At 48.7% G+C, this 24422-nt stretch carries 22 protein-coding genes and 1 pseudogene; 9 read left to right on the forward strand and 14 right to left on the reverse strand.

What is annotated here, in order from left to right; all coding sequences use genetic code 11:
* Positions 1–97: 97 nt before the first annotated feature.
* The 13 genes and pseudogenes from AC1DE7_RS00900 to AC1DE7_RS00960 form a co-directional block, all read right to left on the reverse strand.
* On the reverse strand, positions 98–556 hold the full coding sequence (locus tag AC1DE7_RS00900) for a threonine/serine exporter family protein (RefSeq protein ID WP_036610676.1): 459 nt from the start codon (positions 554–556) through the stop codon (positions 98–100).
* Positions 557–574: 18 nt separating this feature from the next.
* Positions 575–1336 (reverse strand): threonine/serine exporter family protein, encoded by a 762-nt coding sequence (locus AC1DE7_RS00905; RefSeq protein ID WP_036669533.1) that lies wholly within the window; start codon positions 1334–1336, stop codon positions 575–577.
* Positions 1337–1571: 235 nt separating this feature from the next.
* Entirely contained in the window at positions 1572–1877 is a 306-nt protein-coding gene (locus tag AC1DE7_RS00910) for a hypothetical protein (protein ID WP_047842070.1), read from the reverse strand.
* A gap of 64 nt (positions 1878–1941) precedes the next feature.
* Positions 1942–2985, reverse strand: a complete 1044-nt coding sequence (locus AC1DE7_RS00915; protein ID WP_477533555.1) for a S66 family peptidase — start codon at positions 2983–2985, stop codon at positions 1942–1944.
* Positions 2986–3079: 94 nt separating this feature from the next.
* Entirely contained in the window at positions 3080–4417 is a 1338-nt protein-coding gene (locus AC1DE7_RS00920; RefSeq protein ID WP_127544105.1) for a DUF4179 domain-containing protein, read from the reverse strand.
* Complete coding sequence (locus AC1DE7_RS00925) at positions 4414–4929, reverse strand: sigma-70 family RNA polymerase sigma factor (protein ID WP_076327227.1); 516 nt, start codon at positions 4927–4929, stop codon at positions 4414–4416. Before AC1DE7_RS00925 ends, AC1DE7_RS00920 begins: the two co-directional genes overlap by 4 nt.
* Before the next feature lie 441 nt (positions 4930–5370).
* Positions 5371–5898 (reverse strand): ankyrin repeat domain-containing protein, encoded by a 528-nt coding sequence (locus tag AC1DE7_RS00930; protein WP_477533556.1) that lies wholly within the window; start codon positions 5896–5898, stop codon positions 5371–5373.
* 34 nt (positions 5899–5932) lie between these two features.
* Entirely contained in the window at positions 5933–6388 is a 456-nt protein-coding gene (locus AC1DE7_RS00935) for an NUDIX domain-containing protein (RefSeq protein WP_477533883.1), read from the reverse strand.
* Positions 6389–6547: 159 nt separating this feature from the next.
* Positions 6548–7036: pseudogene (locus AC1DE7_RS00940) on the reverse strand (GNAT family N-acetyltransferase); the annotation flags it as partial.
* A gap of 147 nt (positions 7037–7183) precedes the next feature.
* Positions 7184–7594 carry a flagellar basal body rod protein FlgB gene (flgB, locus tag AC1DE7_RS00945; RefSeq protein WP_477533557.1) on the reverse strand — a complete coding sequence of 137 codons (411 nt, stop codon included), beginning with the start codon at positions 7592–7594 and terminating at the stop codon, positions 7184–7186.
* Between the two features lie 183 nt (positions 7595–7777).
* Entirely contained in the window at positions 7778–8593 is an 816-nt protein-coding gene (gene speD / locus AC1DE7_RS00950; RefSeq protein ID WP_036610662.1) for an adenosylmethionine decarboxylase, read from the reverse strand.
* A gap of 157 nt (positions 8594–8750) precedes the next feature.
* Entirely contained in the window at positions 8751–9329 is a 579-nt protein-coding gene (locus AC1DE7_RS00955) for an SLOG family protein (RefSeq protein ID WP_338708914.1), read from the reverse strand.
* Positions 9330–9401: 72 nt separating this feature from the next.
* Entirely contained in the window at positions 9402–10550 is a 1149-nt protein-coding gene (locus AC1DE7_RS00960) for an RluA family pseudouridine synthase (protein ID WP_477533558.1), read from the reverse strand.
* Positions 10551–10739: 189 nt separating this feature from the next.
* Between AC1DE7_RS00960 and AC1DE7_RS00965 the strand changes: the two genes are divergently transcribed.
* Positions 10740–11147 (forward strand): hypothetical protein, encoded by a 408-nt coding sequence (locus tag AC1DE7_RS00965; RefSeq protein WP_036610660.1) that lies wholly within the window; start codon positions 10740–10742, stop codon positions 11145–11147.
* Between the two features lie 217 nt (positions 11148–11364).
* On the opposite strand, the gene AC1DE7_RS00970 is transcribed toward AC1DE7_RS00965, so the two are convergent.
* Entirely contained in the window at positions 11365–12075 is a 711-nt protein-coding gene (locus tag AC1DE7_RS00970; protein ID WP_100527935.1) for a GT-D fold domain-containing glycosyltransferase, read from the reverse strand.
* 312 nt (positions 12076–12387) lie between these two features.
* Between AC1DE7_RS00970 and AC1DE7_RS00975 the strand changes: the two genes are divergently transcribed.
* The 8 genes from AC1DE7_RS00975 (at position 12388) to AC1DE7_RS01010 (ending at position 24173) form a co-directional block, all read left to right on the forward strand.
* Complete coding sequence (locus AC1DE7_RS00975) at positions 12388–13077, forward strand: glycosyltransferase (protein WP_076251635.1); 690 nt, start codon at positions 12388–12390, stop codon at positions 13075–13077.
* 18 nt (positions 13078–13095) lie between these two features.
* Positions 13096–14085, forward strand: coding sequence for a polysaccharide biosynthesis protein (locus AC1DE7_RS00980; protein WP_477533559.1), 990 nt, complete (start codon positions 13096–13098; stop codon positions 14083–14085).
* Between the two features lie 75 nt (positions 14086–14160).
* Positions 14161–15564, forward strand: a complete 1404-nt coding sequence (locus tag AC1DE7_RS00985; protein ID WP_127544093.1) for a nucleotide sugar dehydrogenase — start codon at positions 14161–14163, stop codon at positions 15562–15564.
* Positions 15551–16297, forward strand: a complete 747-nt coding sequence (locus AC1DE7_RS00990) for a class I SAM-dependent methyltransferase (RefSeq protein ID WP_477533560.1) — start codon at positions 15551–15553, stop codon at positions 16295–16297. Before AC1DE7_RS00985 ends, AC1DE7_RS00990 begins: the two co-directional genes overlap by 14 nt.
* Before the next feature lie 1102 nt (positions 16298–17399).
* Positions 17400–18530: a glycosyltransferase family 2 protein gene (locus AC1DE7_RS00995; protein ID WP_477533561.1), complete on the forward strand. Its 1131-nt coding sequence runs from the start codon at positions 17400–17402 to the stop codon at positions 18528–18530.
* A gap of 444 nt (positions 18531–18974) precedes the next feature.
* A complete protein-coding gene (gene recQ, locus AC1DE7_RS01000; protein ID WP_076251653.1) occupies positions 18975–20855 on the forward strand; it encodes a DNA helicase RecQ in 1881 nt (626 codons plus the stop codon).
* 404 nt (positions 20856–21259) lie between these two features.
* Entirely contained in the window at positions 21260–23302 is a 2043-nt protein-coding gene (locus tag AC1DE7_RS01005) for a B12-binding domain-containing radical SAM protein (protein WP_477533562.1), read from the forward strand.
* A gap of 226 nt (positions 23303–23528) precedes the next feature.
* Positions 23529–24173 (forward strand): DUF3885 domain-containing protein, encoded by a 645-nt coding sequence (locus tag AC1DE7_RS01010; RefSeq protein ID WP_477533563.1) that lies wholly within the window; start codon positions 23529–23531, stop codon positions 24171–24173.
* Positions 24174–24422: the final 249 nt, after the last annotated feature.

The raw sequence follows: 24422 nt of genomic DNA on the forward strand, positions 1-24422 counted from the left end.
TGCTCTATAAAAAGCGATACGTAAGGCCCGTAGGTATACAAGATTTTATCCTGTATGCTAACGGGCCTTACGTGTGTTGAATATGTGAAAAGAACGATTATTTCGATGATGATTTTGCCCGAAGTGAGGCGGGAATTCGGCGTATCATCTGGTTTAATACCTCGGACAACACGAGGCCTACGGCAATAGCGCCGGATAACATGAGTGCCTTGGCGGCCATCTCCATAGCGGCACTGTAGTCATTTTGCACAAAACTTCGCATCGCATTATACGCCAGTCCACCAGGAACCAGAGGGATGATGCCTGCGACGCTAAAGATGATAACGGGTGCGCGAAACATGCGAGAGAATACCTGGCTGATGACACCTACGGCTATGGTCGCTGCAAGTGTAGCAGGAACCGCATCCGCTGCATATTCAAGCACGATATAGATAATCCAGCCGATCATGCCGACAAATCCACCGTGGAGCAGCATGCGCCGTGGTGCGTTGAAGATGATCCCAAACGCGGCTGAAGCGACAAAACTGGTCAAGGCTTGTTCAATAAAATGGAGCATATCCTGCATTCCTCCGTCTTACATAAAAAGTGAAAATACAACTGCAATGCCTGTACCTATAGCAAAAGCAGTCAGAAATGCCTCGGCTCCCTTGGATAATCCGGAGACGAGATGTCCGGCCATCAGGTCGCGTACAGCATTGGTAATCAGCAGCCCCGGAACCAGCGGCATAACCGAACCAATAATGATTTTGTCCCGTTCATGACCTACTCCCATATAGATCAGGAGAAAAGCGAGTAAGCCAATAACAAAGGATGCCGTAAGCTCGGCAAAGAATTTGACCCGCACCAACCGGTGAAAGGCAATAACGGCTGCATAACCTATACCCCCGCAGATTAGCGCCGGAAGAAAGTCGCTCCAGCCTCCGCCAAACATGATGGTAAAACAACCACTGGATAACGCTGCGGCCGTAAGCTGCACAGCCGTTGAATAGGAGGAGGGCTTTCCTTCGATCTGTATCAACAGATCATGGGCTTCCTGAGCGGATAGCTCACCTTGTCCGATGCGACGGGAGACGGCATTCACCTCGGACACCTTGTCCAGATCCGTCGTACGCTCGGAGATACGAATGAGCTTGGCAGGTTCGGTTGCATCAACAGAGAAGAAGATGCCTGTCGGAACAACGTAACTGTGCGAATGGGGTAAGCCCAGCGCAGCTGCCATACGTTTCATCGTATCTTCCACACGGTAGGTTTCACCACCGCTTTGCAGCATGATTTTGCCTGCGAGCAGACAGATTGCAATCACGCGTGATTGTTCAGTAGGATTGCTGCCAATCATACCCGTCTCGGCTTGTGATACGGGTGATGAATCATGACGTATGTATTCCAACCGGATCAAGCTCCGTTTCATATGAGATATGGGGTGGTGCGACACCATTGTATCATATTTCACACGCTCGCAAGGAATCATACCGCACCATCGCCAAGACGATAAAAAAGCCTCGTTCCCAAGACTTGAAGATCTCAGGAGCGAAGCTTCTTGGAACAGGTTAGGATATAGAAGTACAATACCACTACATCAACAGTGTGATAACCAACAATTCATACAGCACAAGCGGCAAAATCGTTGGTCCAAACAAGGCGCGCGGTTCAGGATATCCATGCATCGGGGTAACCTGGAGATACAAAATTCCCCGGTCTGCACTGATGATGACACCTTCCCACACTTGCCCATCGATATTCTGGACTTGTACCTTCTTGCCTACATGCTGCCGGGCTGTATGATGAAGCATATTCCGCACACTTTGCACGGATTGAAGCATCGGTTGATTGGCTTGATACACGACACGTGTGGATGGCGTGGATGTGGATTCAGACATGATGCACAACCCTTCCTCAAAATAAGTTCTTACTTCAAGGTATGCATCTGCCTATAAAAGGTGATTACACAAACGCCATCTCAAGGCTCCCGCGTCCATTTTCATAAGCGACTTTGCCTAATGCTCCATTCACAAAGGTGAGCTGGGGTGGAACATGGCCGAGATCCACATCGTACAGTACAGGGACATCCAGACCCCCAAGTGCAGAGGATAGGGCATCGGTGAAATTAAAATCCGCTGTATCGGAATAACCCGCAGGTCGGCCAAACATGAAACCTTTCACACCAGCAAACCAGCCGGCCTGTCTCATCTGCCACAGATGACGGTAGATATCCCCCGCATTCATTTCACAGCTTTCCAGATACCAGATCGTTCCTTCATCTGCACAGTACTGATCCAAATACGATTGGACGGGTGCATACGGCGTACCAATCAGACTAGTGATCGTATCCATACAGCCACCGATCAGCCGACCGGAGAACGACACAGCGGTGTCTGCATCTTCCGAGTGGCCGAGCTGTTTCCAGCGCGAAGGTGTATCCAGGTTAAATCCAGGAGATTCCGGTTTCCATGCCGATTGATAATGTGTAGAAGACGATTGTGTGATCTGTCCGCCGTATTTGGTCTGTAACACATCAATCCAGCGCGCAGTCACGGGATCGAGGGCGTTTGATCTTAGATCAACATAGTTGGTGCCATGTGCTGATGCTGTTCCGGTGATCAGGGTATAGGCGAACAGGAACGTACTTATATCCGAATATCCCATGACCCATTTGGGCGGTAATGTTCTCAAAGCTTCCCAATCCAGCAGGGGGAGGATATCCATCAGAAATTCCCCGCCCCATGGAGGGATAATAGCTTGAATATTTGGATTGTGGAAAAATTCATTCATCTCTGCAGCGCGTTCCTCTTTGGAGGCACTCACACATTTGATGTTGTGGCGGAGCGATGGGCTTTCCAGCACGTCAAAACCAAGGCGCTCCATATTGCGTTTGCTCTCCTCAAGATAATGGTATAGGGATTCGCCTACACCGCTGGAGGGGGCTGCCACACCTATGGTATTTCCCGGAGCGAGTGGTTGCGGATAACGGATAGAACGATTATTCATTGTGGAAACACCCTTTCTTGTGAACATTGCTCATCTTCATGAATATTTCCATTATATAGATTAATCCGATTATTGAAAGCTTGTTGAGTTTAGATTAAGGATTCACAGGAATATCCAACGAGAATGGGGACTTCACTTTCATTGGATAGGTGGAAATGTGCATTTGGATTTTCCCCTGCATCTTGGCTCCATTTTCGACAGTAGAGGAAACGATCGTATGACTGTCATCCGTTCCCTCTCCACTACTCCAACTGGAGCCAGGAACTTCATATGATTTCCCTGCACTGTCTGTAACATTATTGAAAGCTAGAACGTACCCGCCGTTCATACTACCAGCAACAGAAAAGTCGATAATTAGATTTTTGCCTTCAACCTTGCTGCCAAGCATCTTCAATCCAGGAGGGCCACCTTTAATCTGGCGTGACTTCAGATCAAGGGAAAGATCCAGATCCTTTTTATCCAATCCCGAGAAGCCAGATCCCTGCAAGGTCAGCTTTTTCGGTATGGAGAAGTACATGCTTTCGAAGTAAATGGAGCGTTCATCTCCACCTGTCGAGGTATCTGTTCTCCACGCGCGACCTTGTTCGTCGACCAGTTGAAGATCGCTGAGGCCAAATACCTTTTTGGTATTATTTGGATCAAAATTCACATCAAGTACAAGACGGGTTGGATACAGAGTAGCCTGTTTCACATCAATACGCTGCCCATCCACCGTTAACGTCTGATTGACGGGAATAACTTTTTTCATACCTTTGGTAAGATTCTTGTCTACCGGGAACGTTATTTTCCACTTTTCTGCACTCGTTGTATCTCTGGACTTAAACACGACGCTCAGCTCTTCAGGAGGAGAGGTTCCATCCGTGAAGATCACGTCTATCATATTCTCATACACATTCTCGTCTGGAGAAGGCGTTGGATAAGCGTAACTAAATGCAACAGGAAGGTCTTTACCGTTCTCATCCAGCAAATCAATGTCATAGTTGAATTTCTCGGGATCTTTCATACCTTTCATCGTGTAAAAAATAACCATACGTGACTCGTCTGTGATAATGCCTTCAACGGTCAAGGAAGTACCATCATGCTCGTCGGTGACACCGACCTGCTGTAAGAGGGACTTATCGATGGCCATCATTAATCCTTTGTCCTGGCGAATCATACTCACAATGCCCTCCATTCCGGGCAATTGCTCCACGAAGGATGCAAAAGCGGGAGAGACACGGATACATCCGGTAAACAGCAGGATGAAGGCCGCTGCCGAGATGGAACTCATGTACCAGCGCAGCCGGGACTTTCGCTTACGGGCAGCCTGGCGGATTCCGGACTGCACAGCCTGATAGGCGGCAGAATCGGGCACAGGCATGGTTTCGTATTCCGTCTTTCGAGCATTCAGACGTTCTTCCAATGTGTCGAATGAGTTTTGTTCATCCGTCATGAGGATACATCTCCCTTCGTTTCAAGTTGATCACGGAGCTGTCCGAGTGCCCGATGTAATCGGGATTTTACGGTTCCGGTCGGGATTTCGAGAATATCGGCAACTTCAGTTAAGGAGAAACCTTCGAAATAACTCAGGATAATAATCTGTTTGCAATCCCGGTCAAGGGTGGATACGGCCGCAGCAAGATCGGGGTCCGCAGGACGATCCCAGCTGCTGGATTCATGAATCTCGGTGACGGGACTGAACCGACTTTTGCGTTTGCGTTCGTCCGCACAGTAGTTGAGCAGAATGCGGATGAGCCAAGTGCCAAAGTAGGATGGTTCTTTTAATTTTTTGAGTTTACGGAACGCCCTGAACGTTGATTCCTGAATCGCTTCGAGCGCATCACCTTCGTTATGCAGGTAGGCATAGGCGATACGGTACAGTTGGCTCTGATGTAATTCCATTAAGGCTGCAAAAGCCTCGGCATCCCCTTTTTGTGCGGCGATGGTGAGCTGAGTAGGGGTCACATGGCTCCTCCTTTCATGGATATGTTGAGTATTAGACCGTGTAAGGCATCAAACGGTTCTTACTCCCTGGAAAAAATATAATGTATCGGGATTTCTATAGAGGTTGAACGAAGTATTTACATGAGAACGTAGAGGACAGAAATAACGTGAAGAAGCGGAGCTAAAAGCTTTCTGAAAGAAAGCTCCTTCGGAAGCATACACTTCGCCTTTATCGCCAGATTTTCACCTTTGTAAAAGTGAATTAAAAAAATCTGGGGATAACAGCGATCGGAAGGTTGTTCTGTCATCGGAGTGGCAAGTGTAAATATTCTTAGCTCAACTTATATAGCCTCTCACCGATAGAGGTATGTAATCGGACAACAAATAACCGTCAGACCTTTCTCTTTGTACTCCAAAAAGAGTCCTGACGGTTATTCGCGTATTACTCACGTTATCTAATCATTATTGCTGATGCGCTGTAACGGCTGCTCGCAGACATGAAGCTGTAGACGTGTTACCACTTTCAAGTGAAATCTCTAGTGCGGTCTGGCCTGCTGAGTTTAGCGCGTTTGGATCAGCTCCATGCTGAAGTAACATCTCGATAAGTTCGATCTGATCCGTATGAAATGCTGCCGAGTGCAACGCATATTGTCCATCGCTGTCCAGAATATTCGTGGATGCCCCATGTTCGAGTAAAAGTTGGATAACTTCTGGTGAACGTTCTCCGGCAAGTGCGGCATGCAGTGCAGTATTGGACGGAATAAAGGAAATCTTGGAATGAGAAAGGGCGTTAACATCCGCTCCATGCTCCAGAAGAAGACGAACTACTCCTGCTTGTCCATAATGAGAGGCATATCCCAGCGGAGTTAACCCATCCTGATTTTCAGTATTGGTGAGTTCTGGGTGAGAAGCGAGCAATAATTGCAGGTTGGCCACATCTCCAGACTGTGCAGCCTGAAATAGTTGATTCATCTGTTCTGCATGATTCATAAAGGAATACCTCCATCTGATGAGATATTAGAATTTACAGGGATTCATTAAACAACTTCTTCACAGCTTCCAGCCCCGGTACGGCAAAGCAGGCGAGTGGAGAGGGCAGATCATTCAACGGGAACCAGCCGATCTCACCGATGGCTCCGCCTTCTTCCAGATTACGAGCATGGCCGCCAATCACCTTGGTGGAATAGAGCACGGATATCCAATGTTCCTTCTGTTGTGGCTGGATCGTCTCCGCCGTGCAGAGCAGACTGTCGATGGCGATATCCAGATTCACTTCCTCCTTGATTTCACGGATGACGGCAGTCTCCAGTGATTCATAGGGATCTACTTTCCCGCCAGGAATACTCCAGGTGTGCTGCTCGGGCTGACGATTCCGCCAGGCGAGAAGCACTTCGCCCCGTTCATTCAGGATGACCGCACCTACGCCGATGCGAGGTGAAATTTCAGATTCACCTTTTGGAACAGAACTTAATTCCGACATTGACAGCGTAGCTTGTTCGTTCCCATTACGTTGTGAAAAACCACCCGCTACCATATCCCCAGATTCAGGAGTACGAGTAGACTGGAATGACAAGGGAAGCCCAGCCTGTGCGGACCATTCTTCAGCAAGGATACTCATTGAGATCAGGTCGTAATGCATGCCATCCCGCAAAACTGCTGAACGCTGGCGACCCTCTTCCCGGAATCCGGCTTTTAGGTACGCACGTCTCGCGGCTTCATTGTATTCAATGACTTCCAGCGCAATCCGGTTCAGGTTCAATTCGTGGAATCCATATCGAAGAATCAGAGCCAGAGCGTCGCTTCCGTAACCTTTACCTCGATCATTTTCTTCGCCGATACCAATGGCCAGACGAGCCGACCGATTGTTCCATTCAATTCGGTAGAGGGCTGTGAACCCAATGAATCGGTTACCCTCCAGTGTACGTAATGCAAATTCAAATCCGTTGTCTCGGCGGACAGACGAAGAACCCGTTTCATCCGGCGTTAACGGGATCGCGATATCGGTATCCATGTTGCGCAAATATTCATAATCATCTGTGAAGCGGGAGAGACGCATGCAATCTTCCGGGCATGGGGCCGCTAATCTGACTTTGGAACCTTGAAAACCATTTAAATGACGTGGAGACATGTTGCACCTCTTTTATTCGATATGAAATCAATCGTTTCTCCCCATTATACTACGAACAGGAGAGGATACCGAAAAATGGCACCAAACGAGCTACACTCAGGGAAAAACAACAAAAAAAGCAGCCGTTTCGGGCTGCTTGTACATTCATTATTTCAGATCATTCAATAAATTCTTCATTTTTTTGTAATGTCCACTGACCCGATCAACCATGTAGTTATACATGAGCTGATTCTCCGAAAGATTCGCCATTTCCTTGTCAATGTCAACGTTATTGTTGTTATTGTTCATGGCTGTTTCGTTGTTTTCGACAATTCGGTACTGTACGATCGAAGAATTGGGATCACTGATAGGAAAGTGTTTGTCATGAGTCCGCTTCATGGCGAGCTGATCTGTTTTGTCATTTTCAACGATACGTCTCAGCTCTTCCTGAAACTCTACCGTTTTCTTTTTGTAGTTAGGCGTGTCTGCATTGGCTATGTTGTTGGTAATGGCATTATGCTGTGCAGTAAGCGCTTGTAACAGTGATTCGTTACGTCTTGTCGTATTCGTTTCGATCACGGGCTCAGTCTCCTTCACTGTAGATTGTACAGTTACTTCTATAATAAGAAATAAAGTTGCACACTGTCAACATAACAAAGAAAAAGACAAGCACATGCCGGAGGTCCCCCGAAAAGAAGAACCCTGCCTTCATGAAATCTTGTCTTAGATTTTGCCCTCATGGATCAGCGTTGAACAACCTCTTTAAGAGGGACGATTAATATTTTTGCCGTAATAGATCTCGTCCATCTCCAGCTTCAGCCATTCTGTAATCTCCTGTTGTTCCTTCTTGCTGAGCTTATCCTTGGTGTACCCAAACAGATAATTGTCGAGATCGAATTCCCTCAGTTTACATTTGGTATGAAAAATATTCTCCTGATAGACGTTCACGTCAATCATGTCAAAGCTGCTCTTGATCTCATCCGGAATATAATTCTGAATCGAGCCGATCTCATGGTCAATGAACAGCTTGCGTCCGCTCGTATCCCGCGTAAAACCACGCACCCTGTAATCCATCGTCATAATGTCCGTATCAAAGGAGTGGATCAGATAATTCAGCGCCTTAAGCGGTGAGATCTCACCGCAGGTGGAGACATCGATGTCCGCACGGAAGGTACTGATACCTTCACTAGGATGAAATTCAGGGTAGGTGTGCACAGTGATATGGCTTTTATCCAGCTGCATGACAACGTTATCGGGCAGAGGGCCGGGAGATTCATCGAGTGATTCTTCGGGGATCTCCACGATTGGACCTTCCGAGACAAGCATCGTAACACTCGCACCTTGAGGCACGTAATCCTGCTGGGCGACATTCAGCACGTGGGCTCCGATGATGTCGGAGACGTTGTTCAGAATTTTACTCAGCCGGGCGGCGTTATACTGTTCATCAATATATTCAATGTAAGCTTCGCGTTCGTCTTTGGTTTTGGTATAACAAATGTCGTACATATTAAAGCTGAGCGACTTGGTCAGGTTGTTAAATCCATGCAGTTGAATGCGCTGCTCTGGCGTAATTGTCATGGTTGCAGTTCCCCTTATCCCATACGACATATCATCGCAGTTATAATACTACTTATACCCAACCTGCCTCGAAAAAAAACATATGTACGTCATTCGAAATACGATTTTCCTCTGATCACAGCTATGCATGAAAGGACTTCAGATGATCTACATTTTTTCAGAATGAAGAATCGTCGAAGTCCGCAATATCGTTCATGCGCTCATCCTCAGCTACAGATTGAATATCCTCTGAAGTGACACTGATGATTGTATAGTCCTCGTTCTGCTGTTTCTTCACGGCTTTTTCCTTCACAAAACGGGGACTGCCTTCACCGGCATCTTCGTCATATACGAGCAGAAGACCGTCGCTTTTACGCAGCAACAGGTCATCCCGTGCAGTGAACTGCCACGGCCCGATATAAGGTTGATTGCTAATCGCACCGTAATAGTCCACACCCGAGAGGATGGAACGGTAATACTCCTGCTTGTCTTCTTTCCATTGCTCCTCCGGGTTCTGAAAGGCAGTGATGATCGACAGTTTCAGATGTGGATACGTCTTCTTCAGATCAATCACCACTTCGCAGGCCCACAGGTCCACACCGTATTGTCCAGGCGTCAGCACCCATTCCAGACCATCTTCGACAAGGGAAGTAAGACGGGAGGAGATGGCTTTTTTGATAAAAGGAATACCTTCATGCTTTTGTCCAAAAATCTGCAATTCATGTGCCCGGTAACCGGTGATTAACAGGTTTTTCAGTGTCCGTTCCTCCTTTCAGGCATGATCAATCGATCAGTGAATTTTCTATATATGCACACATTAGAGGTGCAGTTATTTCGTAGGTGGAGTTTCTGCACGGAACGGATACAGGAATGGCTTCGGAATATCCGTTTCAAATGACATTAACTCATCCGTTGTGGGATGGATAAACGAGAGTATACGTGCATGAAGTCCGAGACGGCCAAGGTCTCTTGTGCGTGCGCCGTATTTTCTGTCACCGGCGATCGGATGTCCGAGATCTTCCATATGCACACGAATCTGATTTTTACGCCCTGTCTCCAGACGCACTTCCAGCAAGGAGAACTCACGGTTCGATTTCAGACGTTTGTAATGTGTGATGGCATGTTGTCCATCATTCGGACGAGAGCTGGAATACATTTTCAGCGTTTTGGTTTCCTTCAACCAGGAAGAGATGGTGCCTTCTTCTTTGGCTACCGAACCTTCAACAAGGGCAACGTAGACGCGGTCCTGCACATTTTCTTTCCAGTTGTTTTGCAGCTTCTGCTGCACCTCTTCACTTTTGGCAAACATCATCACACCCGATGTATCCCGATCCAGACGATGGACAACAAAGATCCGGTTGAGCGGATTGGTGCGGCGCACATGCTCTGTCAGTTGGCGATAAGCCGTCAGGTCATCTGTCTTGTCAGCGGCAATGGACAATAGTCCAGCTTCCTTGCGGATCACAATGATATCATCGTCTTCATGCAAAATGTTAATTCCCGTCAAGGATGGAGCAGCGACTGCACCTTCTTTTCGAATGTAGACAATCTGACCTGGCGTCAGCGCTTCATTAAACTTGGTTACAACCTTCTGATCCACGGATACCTGTCCACGACCCAGAATGGACTTCACTGCGTTCCGTCCTGATTTCAAATGCTGCAACAGGAAGTTCAACAGTTCATCCGGTTCGGTCACTTTGTACTGGCGTGGTGGTTCCTGCTTGCGATAGTAGGAATTGCCTGGTCGTTTGGATGCGCTGGCATTTTTGGGTTTGTTGCCTCCAGCTTTCTTGGGTGCACCCGATGATTTCGCGGTTATTGGCTTCTTATTCTCCTCCGTATTGCGTGATGCGGAAGCACCTGATGTTTTGGCAGATGAGAAGTTGGACTTGCCGGAACGTGCTGAAGATGAACCTGCATAAGATTTCCCCTTGGCCGAGGCCGATGTCTTGCTGGTTGGACGTTTGCGTTTATTCATGAATAGTAATCTCCTTCTGAACAGCCTGTACCGCTTGTGTGCATACGATCCGTTCATTTTCGTTATGCAGTTCAATATACCATTAACAGTCGACAAATAAAAATAGGTTCATGCAATCTGTTATACATCCAATCATAAGAGTAGTGAGATTCATAGGATAGGGTATCCCATAGCATTGGAGGTGTTATCATGGGCGTGTTTCTCGATATGAGAACTTCGATGAACTCGGCAACCGTAGGACAGCCCGGTTTGTCACTGTCAGAATCCCCGACAGCTTTTGGCACCATTGGTCTACAGACGCAGGGTGTGGTGAATCCCATTATTACGTTGAACGGGACAGTAGGTGTTACGGGAGAACTGGGAGATACCTTTGTTGTGGAGCTTGTGCGGGGTTTTTTATATGATCCTTTCTATATCATCTACCGTGCTGAAGGTACGATTGGACAGAACGGAGGTGCCGAATTCCATTCGTTCACAGCTCAGGATCTGTCTGCACCACCAGCATTGGAAAGTGTGTATACTTCGTTCATCTCGGGGGTGTCCACAGCAGTAAGAACCGGGCCGGAGATGTTATACGGTATTGCAGCCACCGGTTAGTAGTGAAAGGCGAAATATAACAGGCAGAGTGCTTCGTCATCACTTCTGTTGACGGCAGAGTTCGCTTCATACCCCAGATACGCAAGACAATGCAACGATAGGTTTCGACTAGCGCTCAGCAAGAAACCCCCGGCTCAAGAAGTCGGGGGTTTTTGCCGTACAAGCAACTGCACGTTTCAATACAAATCACGAAACTAAAGTTTGAAACTGTCCAGGATCAGTTGGCACGGCCTTTCAGAATGATGTTGTTGGCTTTGCCAAAGTCAATGGCCACTTTGCCTGCAAGTGCAGCTGTTCGCTCCGCAAGGATAACTGCGTTGACGCCACAGGAGAAGAGAGCGACATCGAAGGTATGTTGATTATTCTGAATCCAGTGCAGCGTTTCATCCATTTGATCATAGCTGTCGAAGGGCAGGGCAGTCACAATGTTCAGATTATACGGATCACGTTCGAGCATGACACGCAGTGCCTCAATCTCACGAGTAACGAGTAACACACGCTTACCTGCAAGCATCTGCCAGAAACGCGGGTTCTGCGCCAGTTCCCGATTAACACAGGCATGACAAGTCATCGGAGGAGAGATGCCAAAGTGTGCAAATACCATATCGGTCAGGGGTCTTTTGAGATAATCGGGAGCATTAATGGTGCTGTCACCACGAGGAAGAATGCCCACGATATCGGCACGTTGCAAGGAAGCGGCGACTTCATCCCGTAGTTTCGGGTTGGGAAGACGAAGTCCCTTTTGCCCTAGGTTGGCTTTCTTGGCCCAACGCTCCTGAAGTACCTGTTCCGTGGGCCATACGGTTTCTTGAGACATGACGATATTCTCGCCATCACCGACTCTTACAAGAGACAGCGGTCGGTGTTCCCGAAGTGCCGCTTCGAGCTGATCAAGCACACCTTCCATTTCAAGATAGATCGAATTCATTTGATGGGTTGCCTCCTTTGAAAATTGAACTGTTCTATTCTATGTTGCGACTACCGTAACGATATGTACGTTCGACCCAAAGGGCGCCATCTTCGGTTGAATATCAATCTATTTATATGAAAGTTAGTACATCTGTCGGTACCGCTTCTATCAACGTTTCATACGATATAGAGTGCTGGATTCACAAGCGAGATGTGGCTTGAAAGCGATCAGATAGATAGAAGATGGTCTTCGTAGGAAGACGGCATCAAAACTATGAAAACAGTCTGTATCCGGTAAACGGAACTTGCAGCGTTCATGAGGAGGCATGTTATGTCCAGGAAAGTTGTGATTGAGATTAACTTTAACAATTACGGGATGGACCCACAGCGATTAACGCGGGAATGGCTGGAGCGTCGGATGGGCATCTTCCGCACGTTCACATTGCATTGCCTGAAGGCGCAGACGAATCAGGATTTCCTCACAGTGGTGAAGTTGTCCAAGGAATCCGGGGAATTAATGCAGGAGATTCTGGCGGGTCAGGAGCCGCTTCCTTCCAATATTCGTTTTGGAACCAATATGGAGAGTGTACGTGCCATTTTGGCGTTTGCCAATGGTTCGGAGCAACTCTATATTGCCCGTCTGGATTCGGATGATTTATACCATAAAACCTTTGTTCAACAGCTCTACGATATTCAACCACAGCAGCAGACGATGGCATTGATTAACCAGAACGGATATCTGTGGGACAGTGTGAATAACGAGATGGCCCCAGCGTTTCACCGTTCTCCACAGTTCTATGTCTACTTATATAAGACAGCCGAATACGCAGCAGGATACCGGGTCAAGCTCCCGGGCAGAGGTACACATGGCAATGTCATTGAACTGCCGCACGAGCTGCTTGCTCCGCGCAATTATGTCAACATCGTGCATTCGAGCAATACTTCAACCAAAAAGGTACCGCCCAAAGACCGGTTAAGCCGGGATGAGATGGCACAGGTACTACGCGAATTCATGATCTGATCAGGGAGGGATTCATCCATGATTCAAGGACAAACGATTCTGATCACCGGAGGAACAGGCTCCTGGGGTCAAAAGCTGACCGAGGTGCTGCTGGAGCAGGACCCGGCTGAGATTCGCCTTCTGTCACGTAATGAATACGCCCAGATTGCGATGCAGCGAGAGTTCAACCATGATCCGCGTCTGCGATTCATCATTGGGGATATCCGCGATTATCGGGCAGTGGAAGATGCATGCAGAGGTGTGAATGTGCTCTTCCATCTGGCTGCGCTGAAGCATGTTCCGGTCTGCGAAGACCAGCCAGATGAAGCGTTCAAGACCAATGTAATCGGGACGCAGAATATTATTCGGGCTGCGATACGTATGCAGGTTGCCGAAGTCATCGATGTGTCCACCGATAAGGCAGTAGATCCGATTAACGTATATGGCATGACAAAGGCTTTGGGTGAAAAAATGATGATCCGTGCCAACTGGCTAAGTGAAGGTACCCGGTTTGTCTGCATCCGCGGGGGCAATGTGCTTGGAACCAGCGGCAGTGTTGTGCCCTTGTTCCGTCGTCAGATCGATGAAGGCAAAAGCCCGACCATTACGGACAAAGACATGACCCGTTTTTTCCTGACGCGTACCGAAGCTATACATTTACTTCTTAAGGCGGCTGAGGCGGCCGTGGGCGGAGAGACTTTTGTGATGAAAATGAAAGCTTGCAAGATGACGGAACTTGCATCCGTCATGTTGGAACAGGCAGGTCGTCCATCCTTCGATTATAAGGTGACGGGAATACGTCCAGGCGAGAAATTACATGAAGTGCTGATCTCGCCCTTTGAAGCGCCGCGTACGTACCAATACGATGCACAGTATTATGTCATCCTGCCGGAGCACAAGGACAAGAGCCTGACGGATCAGTACAGCAGTCTGCCACGTGTGAACTTCTCCGAGTATCGCTCGGACAGTGCCATGATGAACAAACCAGCGATTGCCCGGTTTTTGCGTGCAGGTGGCTATATCGATTAGGGTGTGTCTCAAAACTCGTTCGGAGTTTTCAGACACACCCACCGAGGGGAGGCGGAGCGTTTGGAGGTGGAAGGAATGGAAGAAAATCATGAGCACAACCAGCACGAAGGAAATGAAGAGTTACAGCAACGTGCCCTAATACAACATATTAATGACCGCTCCCTAAAAGCTGTTGTCATCGGTCTCGGTTATGTTGGTTTACCCATGGCTGTAGAGATAGCACAGGCCGGTTATCAAGTCCACGGGATTGACATCGATACTTCCAAGGTAGCCAAGCTGAACGCCGGGAATTCGTATGTCATAGGTATAGAAGATGATGTTGTGCAGTCGCTTATGCAGGCTGGATTATTCACGGCAAGCACCGATTATGCAGCGGTGGCACAGGCCAATGTCATTGTGATCTGTGTGCCCACCCCACTGACCGCCGAGCATCAACCGGATATCTCGTATATCTCGGCGGCGGTGGATGGCATGACTCCGTATTTGCAGGAAGGCAGCCTGGTTATATTGGAAAGCACGACCTATCCGGGCACAACGGAGGAACGCGTCAAACAACCGATTGAAGCGGCAAACGGCTGGCGAGCTGGAGAACAGTTCTACGTCTGTTATTCTCCAGAGCGGGTAGATCCGGGCAGTGTGCATTATGGTGTGAAAAATACCCCGAAGATTATTGGCGGTTCGACACCCGCTTGTCTGAATTATGGTAAACAGTTCTACGGCTCGTTCCTCAACGAAGTTGTTCCGGTAAGTTCAACAACGGTAGCGGAGACAGCAAAGCTGTTCGAAAATACATTTCGCAGTGTCAATATTGCACTCGTGAATGAGCTGACCCCGGCCTGTGAACAGATGGGGGTAAACATCTGGGAAGTACTGAATGCGGCGGCAACCAAGCCGTTTGGTTATATGCCATTCTATCCCGGTCCCGGCATCGGAGGGCACTGTATCCCAATCGATCCGATCTATCTGTCCTGGGCTGCAAACCGTCAGGGATCGGAGCTGCAATTCATTCAGCTGGCGGATGCAACCAATCGGCAAATGCCAGAGAGAGTGGTGAAGCGTGCCTCGGAGCTGCTGGAGCAGAATGGTGTAACTGTGCGAGGAGCACGTGTTGTACTGGCGGGTATGGCTTACAAAAAAGACATTGATGACCTGCGTGAATCGCCAGCGCTGGACGTTTATCGGCTGCTGAGCGCAGCGGGTGCAGATGTGGTTTTCACCGATCCAATGGTGCCTGTCTTCCGTAAGGATGATGGTACAGTGCTTCAATCCTGGCCGGCTACGCCGGAATTGTGGACAGGAGCTGATCTGGTGATCATCACCACGGATCATTCGGCATTCGATTATCAGGAGATGGCAGATCATGCAAAGCTGATTTTTGATACACGCAATGCAACGGCTGGATGTTTCGGGGGAAATATTGTGGTGCTGGGTCAGCCGGTTCACCGAGTGAAAACGGGAGAAACCTATGGCGAATCATGATCGAGTGAGTGAACGCTACTATGGCGAGATTAATTCGGAGGATTCTCATGAAGCGACGAGAACGCGTATCCACTGGATGTGCCGTGAGGCGACAGGCAAACGCATCCTGGATGTCGGGTGCAGTCAGGGCATTACGTCCATTCTGCTGGCACGTGAAGGATTTCGTGTGACAGGGATTGATCTGGAAGAAGAAAGTGTTCGATATGCGCAAGCTGAGCTTGCCAAAGAGTCTAGGCCAGTTAGGAACAATGTGGATTTTAGAATGCTGGATATTACGCAATGGAAAGTAAGGACTACCTTTGATACTGTGCTGCTAGGAGAAGTGCTGGAGCATTTTGCTCATCCGGAGACGTTGTTGATCCAGATTCATCGGCTGTTGCAAGAAGATGGGACGTTGGTTGTGACTGTGCCGTATGGGTATCACCCGTTCTATGACCACAAGCAGACCTTCTATGCGGGAAGCCTGGCGATGACCCTGATGCCGTATTTTGAAGTATTGAAACTCGAAGTTCATCATAAATATCTATGTTGCGTGGCCCGCAAACGGCGGAGTACACAGCTGCATATATCGCCGACTTTGGATCAACTGCTGGAGTGGATGGAGCTGGATCATGTCCATTTTGCTGAGGTGGAACATCAGCACCTCCGCGTAATGAAACAGCGCAAGAAGGCACTGGACAGTGCGGTGGAGCAGGTGAAACGGCTTCGTCGTCAGGAGAGTGGGGAAGGGTAGCTATGAAGGTAGGGACAGAGACAGGGACAGAGACAGCGGCAAGGGTAAGAGCAGGGTAGGAGCCAAAGCTAAGGACACTGCAAGTGTAAGGGCAGAACCAAAGGCAAGGGCAAACCCAAACCCAAACCCAAACCCAAACCCAAACCCAAACCCAAACCCAAGTATAAGGGCGCTGACGCTGAAACTGTGCTGCAAGTAACTGTAAGGTAAAGGTAGGATACTGCAACTGTGTTGCGAGTAACTGTAGAAGCAGAGGCAAACGCAAACGCAAACGCAAACGCAAACGCAAACGCAAACGTAAATCTAAACTTTAATTTTAAGACTAGGGGAAAACTCCTGCCTGCGTAAATGTGAATAGGAGAGTGCTCTGGAGCATCATTGCGGTTCTTGTTTTGAAGGAGACTAGGGCGCTCCCGCTTAGATTCAAGGGATGGTTTCGAAAGTAGCTTCTGCAAGCTTCCCAGAGCATTTGTCAGGGCACTTGTCAGATCACCTAGCTGGATCATCTCTATTCCACACTGCTGTTTAGTATGACGACAGAGCTATTCTATGTTCTAACGAATCTCACACGTCTTATTTTGATGAATTAGACGAGATGAGAAATGTAACGAATCTCAGCGGCGCTATTTCATCTGGAAGCTGCGATAAACGACGAATGGATGCCTATAATGCGAGGATAGCGGGTCTCAGATTCGTTACATTTACCTAGTGGCTGAAATACACCAAATAGCGTCACCTCAGTTCGTTAGCCAAGGTGAAGATGAAATGAATTCCGTGATCAATACCAATACCAAATAAATTGGATTAAACATTTACACGAAACGGAGAAGACAAAAAGAATATCAAGAAGTGGAGCTAAAAGCGTTCTGAATGAAAGTTGCATCGGAAGCATATGTTTCGTCTTTATCCCCGGATTTATCCTTTATAAAAGGAATTAAAAAAATGGGAATAACAACGATCGGAAAGTTTCTGTCATCTGAGTGTCCAGTGTAAATATTTTTTAGTTCAACTTAAGATAGTGCGTTGTTCGAAGTATTTAACCAACGAAAGCAAATCGTTACGACATTTCGCAATACGCGTACGACAGGAAGGGGCTCAAAACGTGATCACCATCAGTCTGTGCATGATTGTGAAGAACGAGGAACGCACGCTGGCGCGCTGTCTGGACTCGGTTGCCGGCATCGCGGACGAGATCGTCATTGTGGATACCGGTTCATCGGATCGCACGATGGACATCGCTGCGCAGTATACCGACCAGGTCTACACGTATGAATGGAAGGAAGACTTTGCCGCAGCGCGGAATGAGTCATTCGCCAAGGCCACGCAGGAGTATATCCTATGGCTGGATGCGGATGATGTGTTGTTGCCCGCGGAACGGGCGAAGCTGGAGGTGTTGAAGCAGCAGCTTCCGTCCGGGGGGAAGACGGAAGCTGTGATCTTGAACTACACGCTGGCCGAGGGAGCGGAGGGGAGTCCACTTGTGACGGACCGACGCCTTCGCCTGGTCAAGCGGGATGCCGGGTGCCGCTGGCATGGCCGGCTGCACGAGCAGCTTAACTTCCCGCGAGGCGAGGTCATTACGGCAGATATTGCCGTCACGCATCGCCGCGAAGCGGGACATCATTCGGCGCGAAACGTGCGCATTCTGCGCAAATGGATCGCCGAAGAGGGCGTAGCCCAAGGTCGCCTGCTATTTTATTATGCAGGCGAATGTTATGACCGCCAGCGTTATGCGGCGGCGGCACGCGGGTACACGAAGCTGCTGGAGCAGCCAAGCGGATACCGCGAGGATCGCCTGATTGCCTGCGCGCGGCTGGCGGAATGTTATGAACGACTGGGTGAGCCGGGCCGTAAGCTCGGAGCATTGCTACAGTCGTTCCAGTATGATCTGCCACATGCCGATTTCTGCTGCGCCATTGCGGCCTGTTTTCATGAACGGCAGGAACCCGTCTCGGCGATCTACTGGTATATGCAGGCGGTGGACGTGAGTAGCCGCGATCCGGGTCTGCGCCCGGTGCCTATGGCTTGCCGTACCTGGCTGCCACATGCCCGTTTATCCCTTTGTTATGCTCATCTGGGCAACTGGGAGCAGGCACTCATGCATAACACCAAAGCCCGTGAGTATTTGCCCAACGATCCCGGGTTGCTTGCCAATCGCCAGAAGCTCGAAGTGGTGGTACGCAAAGAGATGAAGGAGCGGGAAGAACGTGGTGAAGTGTCACCGCGTAAGTAGGGAGACGAACTGGGACAGATGAGGACAGAAGGGTTTGAAGCGGGAGTAGAAGATAGAGAAAATAAATTGAAGTAGAAGATTGCCAAAACAAACGGCTTATCTGAGTATGAAATTTAGTCACAGAAAGATGAGAAGTACAACCAGTACGAAACAGTCTCTGGAGGGTGTGGTAGATTGTCAAAATTAAATGCAATCGTTTTGTCCAACTAGGGCAGGACGGTTGTTTTTATTTTGATGAAGGGGCTTCAAACGTTTTACAGTAAAACGCGGTTGCTCATTCGGGGCTGGGCCGTTAAACTAAAGGGAGCGGCGTTTGCTTGACGGACAAGTCATGAGAACGCCATTTTGTTGTCAAGGATGCGGGATATGTGCCGCTTTCGGATGTCAGAATCGGATCGGACCAAGCTGGTGGAAAAACACCGGTGATAAGTAAGGAGTCTTTACATGAGTGTGCAAACACCTACATTAGAAGAAGCGCAGGGTCTCCTGCAAAAATATTATGGCTACCCCGACTTCCGTGAGGGACAGAAAAAGATTGTAGCCAGTCTGCTGGAACGTGAAGATACGTTGGGTATTATGCCAACTGGGGGCGGTAAGTCGATCTGTTATCAGATCCCCGCTCTGTTATATTCGGGTCTGACGCTTGTTGTCTCCCCGTTGATCTCATTGATGAAGGACCAGGTCGATGCGTTGACGACCGCCGGAATTGCTGCCGCGTATATTAATAGTACACTTAGCGGCAAAGAAGTGAATGATCGCATCCGCGCGGCGCAGCGCGGTGAGCTGAAGTTGCTCTATGTCGCGCCTGAGCGACTGGAGCTGGATTGGTTCCGCGAGGAGATGGGCTATTTGCCGATCTCTTGCGTTGCCGTGGATGAGGCCCACTGTGTATCGCAGTGGGGACATGATTTTCGGACAAGCTACCTGGCAGTAGCGCCGTTTGTGGATAGTTTGCCGGAGCGGCCGGTGGTTGCGGCCTTTACGGCTACAGCGACGCCCGAGGTCATGGGCGATATTCTGCGGTTGCTGCGTTTGCAGGACCCGCAGACATATGTGACTGGACTTGGGCGGGATAATCTGGCGTTTAGCGTGCTGCGCGGCGAGAGCAAGAAGGACTTTGTCCTGAATTATGCGCGCGAGCATGCCAGCGAGCCGGGGATTATATACGCCGCGACTCGTAAGGACGTGGACGATCTGCATCAGCGTTTGTTGCAAGCGGGATTGCCCGCAGGACGCTACCATGCCGGGATGACGGACGATGAACGGTCCCAGAGCCAGGAAGCTTTTTTGTACGATGATATCCGAGTGATGGTGGCGACCAATGCTTTCGGGATGGGGATTGATAAGTCGAACGTGCGTTACGTTATTCATAACAGCATGCCGAAAAATATGGAGGCATACGTGCAGGAAGCCGGACGTGCAGGCCGGGATGGAGAGCCAAGCCAGTGTATTCTGTTATTCGGGGCACAGGACATTATCACCCAGAAGTTCCTGATTGAGCAGAATCCGATGGACGGCGACCGTAAACAGAACGATTACCGGAAGCTGCAACAGATGGTGGATTACTGTTACACAACGCGTTGTCTGCGCAGTGCGCAGCTGGATTATTTCGGTGAGGTGCATGACGATACACCTTGCGGTACTTGCAGTTCCTGTACGGACGACCGTGAGTTGGTAGACATGACGATTGATGCACAGAAAATATTCAGCTGTATTCACCGCATGCGTGAACGGTATGGTGTATCGCTGGTCGCTTCGGTGCTCAAAGGCTCCCGTGCCAAAAAAGTGCTCGATTACGGCTTCAACTCTCTGCCAACTTACGGCGTGATGGGTAATCGGACAGAGCGCGAGATATCGGAGATCATCAACGTGATGGTATCCGAAGGATATCTGATGTTGTCCGAGGGACAGTATCCGGTTGTACGTTTGCAACCACTAGCGGTGGAAGTGCTCAAAGGCCAGCGTGAAGTGATGCAACGTGTCGTCCGCAAGACAGCGGCAACGGCTTCGGGTACGAATTACGGCGGACGTCGTGGACGCGATGCAATGCCATCTGCGGTTAATGAGACGGTATTTGAACAGCTTCGCCTAATCCGGCGTGATCTGGCGGCGAAAGAGCATGTACCATCGTACATTATCTTCAATGATGCGACCCTGCGTGAGATGAGTGTGGTATGTCCACAGACAGAACGTGACATGCTGGATATCAAAGGGGTCGGTGAGGTCAAGTACCGCAAGTACGGACTGCCGTTCCTGGAGTTTTTCCAAAAGCAATCGGGTGAAGAAGTGGATACGGATGATGATGCGTTTTACGAGTATGAGTGAGTGTGAAATTAGTATGAGTATGAGTGAATTGAGTATGAATTGTTAATTTTCACTTTCCAATCTTTGAAGTTGGTTGTCTTGTCTCTGTAGAGTGGACAAATGGTGGCGAATTGTCTTTCAAATGGTGGACATTGGCGTTAGGAATGGCTGACCGTATCGTGTACAACATGTAGGTTGAAGGTGCGGATTTTATACTGTATGTTGTAGTTTTGGTTGGGTACGGTGTATATGTCTTTTTGAAAAGAGTGTCCACTCTTTGAAAGACAAAAGTTGGATATGTCCATGAGACATGGAATGGCTAGTTCAAAAGGGTTTAGATGAACAGCATCCGGGGTAGGATGGCTGTGCAGCTTTCTTTTTACCAAAAAAATATGGTCTGGGTGTCCAGGCAAAGGTTGTGAACCATGAAGGTTATTCTTTCTACATTAAATGCAAAGTACATCCATACCTCCTTGGCCTTGCGATGTCTGAAGGCGTACAGTGAGAAGGATTTTGATATTGACCTTGCGGAGTATACGATCAAGGACCCAGTGATGAATATTGTGTCTGATCTGTACCAGCGGGGTGCGGACGTGATTGGTTTCTCGTGTTACATCTGGAACATTGAAGAGACGATCAAGGTCATTGATAACCTGAAAAAGGTTATGCCGAACGTGAAAATTCTGCTGGGCGGGCCGGAAGTATCCTACGACACGGAATATTGGATGAACCGGATTCCAAATGTGGATTTCATCGTGATGGGTGAAGGGGAAGAGACGCTGCATCAACTTTTGATGGAGCTGGAAGGAAGCAAGAAGTTCCACTTTGTCTATGGACTGGCGTATCGCAAAGGGGAAGAGGTCATTCTCATGCCAGGACGGCCAAAAGCAGATCTGAACGATCTGCCGTCACCGCATCGATTTGATGAGGATATCCCGGAGCTTGGGAAACGGGTTGTTTATTTTGAGACCAGTCGGGGCTGCCCATTCAGTTGTCAGTTCTGTCTGTCCAGTATTGAGGTCGGCGTGCGATATTACGATATTGAGCGGACGAAGTCGGACATTCTGTATCTGATCGAGAAGGGTGCAAAGCTGATCAAGTTTGTGGACCGGACGTTTAACATCAAACGGGATTATGCGCTCGAAATGTTCAAATTCCTGATCGAGAATCATCAGGGGACGGTGTTTCAGTTTGAAATTACGGCGGATATTATGCGTCCCGAGGTACTCGATTATCTGGCAGAGAATGCGCCACCAGGCACATTCCGGTTCGAGATCGGGGTACAGTCTACGAACGATCCGACCAATGAACTGGTGAAACGTCGCCAGAACTTTACAAAGCTGAGCCGGACCGTGAACAAGGTAAAAGCCAGTGGAAAAATCGACCAGCATCTGGATCTCATCGCCGGACTGCCGGAGGAAGATTACAATACGTTCCGCAAAACGTTTAACGATGTGTTTGCCCTAGGACCAGAAGAGCTTCAGCTGGGATTCCTCAAAATGCTGCGTGGTACGGGTCTGCGTCTGGATGCGGAGAAGTACAACTATACGTACATGGATCATGCACCGTATGAGATTCTGGGCAGTGATGTGCTGCCGTTCAGTGACATCGTACGCCTGAAGCGGCTGGAGGATGTGCTGGAGAAATACTGGAACGCACACCGGATGGACCACACACTGAAGTACCTGATGGAGCAGGAGTTCAACTCGCCGTTTGATTTCTTCCAGGCGTTCGGGGATTACTGGGAAGGTCAGGGGTGGCAGAAGATTGGTCACCAACTGGAGGATCTATTCACCCGTCTGCACAGCTTCTTGGAGTCACGGAACACGCCGCATATGGATATCGTGCTTGGCCTGATGAAGCTGGATTATTTCCTCGGCCACAAATACAAACCACGCAAAATCTGGTGGGAAGATCCGCTTCAGAAAGACCAGTGGGCGGGTTATATGAAAACGTTGGCTGAACGTCCGGAAGACGTTCGACTGCCACGTGTTGCCGGCGCCGCAGGCACGGCATGGTTGGAAAGCAGCGGCACAGGTCCGAGTGCCGCTGCGGGAAGTTCGGCTGCTGCCGAGGAAGGCTCTGCCGCAGATGCGGCGGGTGTGAACGGCAGCGAAGCCGGGGGTGAAGCGTCGCTTGCTTCGGGCGACGCAACAGGGTCCGCCGCGGATGGGGCGGCGGACATGGTGGACGGCAACGCTTCGCGTGCGTTGCCGATGACCTCGGCCATGACCGCACAGACGGTCATGGGTGCCCGTGCTTTCGCCGACCTTGGTCTCGGCGAAAAGGAACTACAGAAGCACACCGTATTGGATGTGCTTCCGTTCCGGCTTGAGCGTGTGCTAGCTGGCGCCAGCCCGCTTGCCGCGAAAGGCCGGACGCTGCTGGTCGTTGTGTACCAGCAGCATGAAGGGCAGCAGGCGCAGTATTACACCCTGCCGCTGGGAGAAGAAGCCGCTGCCATGTAGGTGCAGCGGCCTGAAATGAGCTACATGGGCTAATTTGTGCCATGTAGCAAGAGGAAGCGCCACGACTATGAGGTCGGGGCGCTTTTTTTTACAACAGCAAAGTTCTCATATTAAGGTATTATATGTACGAAGGGGAATGGTGCGTGATTATTTTCAAAGCAACAAAAACGACATTAAAAGATTTAAATGTCAAACCAGTAACCATAGAAGACACGGAGGTCACAGAATGGATCTGAAGACGTACCTGGCAGAGCATTTTCCAAACCTGATCTTAGAGCCGCCTCTTTTTTATAATTGGGATGTTGCAATACGATTCGAACTTGGCAATCCGCTGATGTTTGGCATGAATACGGAGAATTACATGGGACAAGTTTATCAGCGATCAATTGAATTATTTAAGGCTCTTCATGATCAAGAAGATGAAATCCTATTAATAACTCAAGCTTATTTTGCAGATAAGCCCAAACACAAAGCGAAGAAATTGAACCTGTACAGAAAATATATCAAGAAGAAAGGGCCGATTAGAGCCTTGAGCCTTGAGATATTTCCAGGTTTGGATTGTGAAACGGACGACATCTCAGACCCAAGGAACAACATGTATAGGTACTGGACTAAATGTAGAGTTGAGGACTTGAGATATAATCAGTTAATCAAAGCTATATGTAATCATGAGGTTGGAATTAAGCCAAAGATATATCATAGGGTGTATTTCATTAATATAAGTAAGAAAACGATATTTCATATCTATGATGATAGAGGTTGCGATGTTATTTCAGCATCAAGGGAAGAGCTAGTGGATACCTATAGAGAATATAACGATTGGATTTTAGATTATGATAGAGACAGAATTAACAAGGTATTTTTAGGATAATACAGGAAAACCTAAAATTTAATTAATGATAATCCCTATTAATTGTGGAATTATCATTAAAATATTTTAGGTAGCTCAGAGAAGTTAGATACAAGGTATACTGTAATATTCATGCGTTAATCGATTCGTACTTAGCTTGATTGAGAAAAGCAAAGAAGCCGAGAATTTAACCACCCGGCTTGTTGTAGATAATTTTTTTCGAAAAAGTTGCAGTAATAAGATTCTCTCCACACCTAAGGGTGTTGTACA

It is taken from the genome of Paenibacillus sp. 10L310 (genome assembly GCF_056395745.1).